4 protein-coding genes are annotated in these 4,149 nt (G+C 45.3%); all 4 read right to left on the bottom strand.

Features of this window, described 5'->3' with window-relative positions; genetic code table 11:
- On the bottom strand, positions 1 to 686 hold a 686-nt coding region (locus tag AC1DSE_RS31570), incomplete at its 3' end, for a M28 family metallopeptidase (RefSeq protein ID WP_477528784.1).
- A gap of 317 nt (positions 687 to 1,003) precedes the next feature.
- Complete coding sequence (gene pruA / locus AC1DSE_RS31565; protein ID WP_477528783.1) at positions 1,004 to 2,569, bottom strand: L-glutamate gamma-semialdehyde dehydrogenase; 1,566 nt, start codon at positions 2,567 to 2,569, stop codon at positions 1,004 to 1,006.
- Positions 2,570 to 2,581: 12 nt separating this feature from the next.
- Entirely contained in the window at positions 2,582 to 3,496 is a 915-nt protein-coding gene (locus AC1DSE_RS31560) for a proline dehydrogenase family protein (RefSeq protein WP_477510003.1), read from the bottom strand.
- A 31-nt stretch (positions 3,497 to 3,527) separates the two neighbouring features.
- On the bottom strand, positions 3,528 to 4,149 hold a 622-nt coding region (gene rocF, locus AC1DSE_RS31555; RefSeq protein ID WP_477528782.1), incomplete at its 5' end, for an arginase.

The raw sequence follows: 4,149 nt of genomic DNA, 5'->3' as shown, positions 1-4,149 counted from the left end.
ACACTGTCGAGGTTAATCATCGCAACTGTGTTTTTCTTATCTTGAGCCGTCATTTGAGACACATAATATTGAGAACCTCTAAGTCCTTGCTCTTCCGCGCCAAACGCAATGAATTTAATCGTATACGGCGTAGCTAGCTCGGACACTGCTTTCGCTGATTCCAGCATAACCGCTACACCTGATGCATTATCATCAGCGCCTTTGCCTGCATTGACAGAGTCATAATGCGCGCCTACGATTATAACCTTAGGCGAGGTTCCTACTTTAGTCGCTACGATGTTATTTGAATTAACCGTTGTCCCACCGCGAGTATAGCTGAACGGCTGTACCGCAGTATTAAGGCCTAGTTTTTCGAATTCAGCCTTTACATAATTTCCGGCTTCAACCTCTTTCGCCGTACCCGCAACACGAGCACCGATTGTGGTCGCCATATAATTAAGATAATCATAAGCACTTTTACCAACCGAATCTTCCGGCTCAGCAAGTGCAGAGACGATCAGCGGCTCCGTATCCGAAGTTTCTTCCAGCCCCGTTGTTTCTGGAGCGACTGCAGTCTCCTCGGCAGGAACCGAACCTGTATCGGCACCTTCCCGCGCATATGCAGCACCAGGAGCAATGATAGAGAAAATGAGCATTAAGGAAAGCATGAGTGCGAGAAGCTTTTGAGAGATAATCTTCTTAGACATGTTCTTCCTCCTTTTTTGTCTAGCAATTAATCCAATAAACAGAGTGCAGCCAAACTATAGATTGACAATGCTATACTCATCACTCCCATTCCGCTTTTGCGTTAATCAATTTTGACTTAATCTAGGGTGCGCCTTATGTATATGTGGGTAAAGCGTCAAAATTTGTATACAATATACTTCTTTACGTGAGATAGTGTAACATCAACATTTCATATAGACAATGATATTTTCAGATATTCGATTAAAATTCGATAAAAATCAATCTATTATGTTATTTTATATGACATTAAATTTTAAGGATGCCGACTATTATTCATTCATAGTTTAATAGACGTAAGTTTAGCTTGCGTGAACAATAGCATATAATCATGTCCGCCAGCCTTTGAATCTGTACCTGACATATTAAATCCCCCAAAGGGATGAACGCCTACTAACGCTCCCGTACATTTACGGTTAATATATAGATTGCCGCAATGCATTTCCTGCAGCGCTGCTTGAATACGATCCTCTTCTTCTGAGAAAAAAGCTCCTGTCAGACCAAACTCCGTATCATTGTAAATATGAATAGCCTCCTGCCAATCCTTCGCCTTAGCAATCGCTAGTACAGGCCCGAATATCTCTTCTTGCATTAACGAATCTTTTGGAGCAACATCAGCAAATACCGTTGGCTCTATGAAATAGCCGCTCTCTATTCCTTTTCCTCCGCCTACTATTAATCTACCTTCACTCTTGCCTCTCTCAATGGCATTCAAAATCTTGTCAAAAGAAGCTTTATCAATAACAGGCCCGATTGCCGCATTCTCTTCCGGGGAACCCATAACAAGCTTGCTCGTTCTTTCTTTCACTTTTTCAATAAGCTCATCATACACATCCGCTACAACAATGGCTCTTGAGCCTGCCGAGCATTTCTGTCCTTGAAACCCAAAAGCAGACGCCACAATAGCATCAGCAGCAGCATCGATATTGGCCGTTTCATCTACGACAATACCGTCTTTCCCGCCCATTTCCGCTACAACTCGCTTCATCCATATTTGTCCCGGCGCTTGCTCAGCAGCCAGCCTATTAATACGCAGCCCTATTTCCTTCGAGCCTGTGAAACTAATGAATCTGGTCTTTGGATGGCTAGTCAAGTAGTCACCGATTTCTGCACCGCTTCCCGGCAAATACTGAATAACATCAGCAGGCATCCCCGCCTCCACCATCAGCTCATAGAACTTGTAAGCAATAATCGGAGTTGTAGATGCAGGTTTCATAATAATCGTGTTGCCTGCAACAATAGAGGCACTAGCCATCCCAGCGCATATTGCCAGCGGGAAATTCCAAGGCGGAATAACAATCCCGACGCCCAGCGGAATATAAGTCAGCCGATTGTCTTCACCTGCTAGCTTAACCAGCGGCTTTAGCTCATTGGTTTCCGCTAATTTCAACATTTCACGTGCATAATAATCCATAAAATCAATCGCTTCTGCGGTATCTGCATCGGCTTCTGCCCAGTTTTTACCTGACTCAATTACGAGCCACGCCGAAAAATAATGCTTCCGCTCCCGCATGAGCGCTGCGGCTTTCATCAAGCAGCTCGCCCGTGTCCATACCGATGTATGTTTCCACGTTTCAAAAGCAGCAAGCGCTGATTTCATCGCCTGTTCTGCTAATTCTTGGCTCGCTTTTGCCACTTCACCTACTACTTCATCCGACTTTGCCGGGTTGCGCGATACGATATAATCAGAGGTATGAACGGCATGACCTCCAATATGCAGCGGGTATTGCTTGCCTAATTCCGTTCTCACATGAGCAATTGCTTCCAGAAAGGCAGCGCGGTTCTCAGCATTGCCAAAATCAGTCATCGGTTCAGTAACAAATGGCGTTACATTCCATTCTCTCATTGTCATTCCCCTCTACTTCCACATATTTTTCAGTACAAACCAAACGTTATCAGGTCGTTCTGCCAGTCTTCGCATGAAATAACCAAACCAATCTTCACCGTAAGGGACATATATTCTTACTCTATAACCATCACGAACGAGTTCATCCTGCAGCTCCTCGCAAATGCCATAAAGCATTTGGAACTCGAATTGCTCCACTGGAATTCCCTGCTCTTTGATGAACCTTTTTGCGGTATCAATGATGGCGCGATCATGGGTCGCTATCCCCGTGTAGCTGCCGCTCTGCAAATGCATCTTTATTAATCTCTCAAATGATTGATCGACATCCGTTTTCTGCGGATAGGCAACCTCTTCAGCTTCTTTATAAGCGCCCTTCACCAATCTTAGGTTGGCACGATTAAGTCCTAGCTCATAAACATCCTGCTCCGAGCGAAACAAATAAGCTTGAATAACGATACCTACATGGTCATATGACTCTCGCAGCCTCTTATATAGATCAAGAGCAGGCTGGCAGTGAGAGTAATCTTCCATATCGATTCGAACAAAAATGTTCATTTTCGCAGCGGCATCCAATATCGTTCTCATATGCTCCTCGCACAGCTTGCTGTCTAGATCCAGTCCTAAGCTTGTAAGCTTTAATGATAAGTTCGCATTTGCATTAGAAGCAGCAATTGCCTTTAGCGTGCGCAAGCACATATTTGCGGAATGAGCTGCCTCTTCCTTACCTCGAATAAATTCACCTAAATGATCTAAAGTTGCCATTTTTCCTTGTTTATTAAGCTTCTTGACCGCTTCAATGGCGCTGCTTATCTCAACCCCAGCTACAAATCGGCTAGCTCCCAGCTTGAGGCCATATTTACGCGCCAAGCTCCCAATCCGAATGCTTTTGCCGAGAGTCAGAAAAAAGCTCCTCATCATTTTTTCCATAGCGAACCCTCGTCCCCTAACCGCCTAGATTCTATATGATTCGTTTGCCAAGCAGAGAGGTCGCCATCTCAACCGCAAGCCGAGAAGTACGCATGCCTACATCCAGCAGAGGATTTACTTCCACAATATCCATAGAGGTTACGCGGCCTGTTTCAGCTAGCAGCTCCAGCGCTAGATGCGCTTCGCGATAGCTTATTCCGCCTGGAACCGGCGTCCCTACACCAATAGCTTCCGCCGGGTCCATACAATCCATATCAAAGCTTACATGCACACCATCCGTACCGCTGCTCACAATCTCAATCGCCTTCTCCATGACTGCCTTCATGCCCATTCGGTCAATGTCATGCATCGTGAAGCAAGCGATACCTTCTGAGCGAATAAGCTCCTTCTCGTAATGATCCAAATCACGCGCTCCGATAATCACTACATTTTCTTTCTTAATGAGCTGTCCAGCTCCCGGTATATCGGAAAGCTTAAACTTCCCTAGACCCATCGCTACCGCAAGCGGCATACCGTGCATATTTCCGGAAGGAGTTGTCTCCTCCGTATTCAAGTCGCCATGCGCATCAAACCAGATAATACCCAAATTATTGTAATGACCAGTCAAACCAGCTAGCGAGCCAATCGCAACACTATGGTCCCCTCCTAATACG

The organism is Paenibacillus sp. 01L418 (assembly GCF_056400045.1).
Note: the sequence above shows the minus strand (reverse complement) of the source record. Positions and strands in the feature narration are given on the sequence as shown.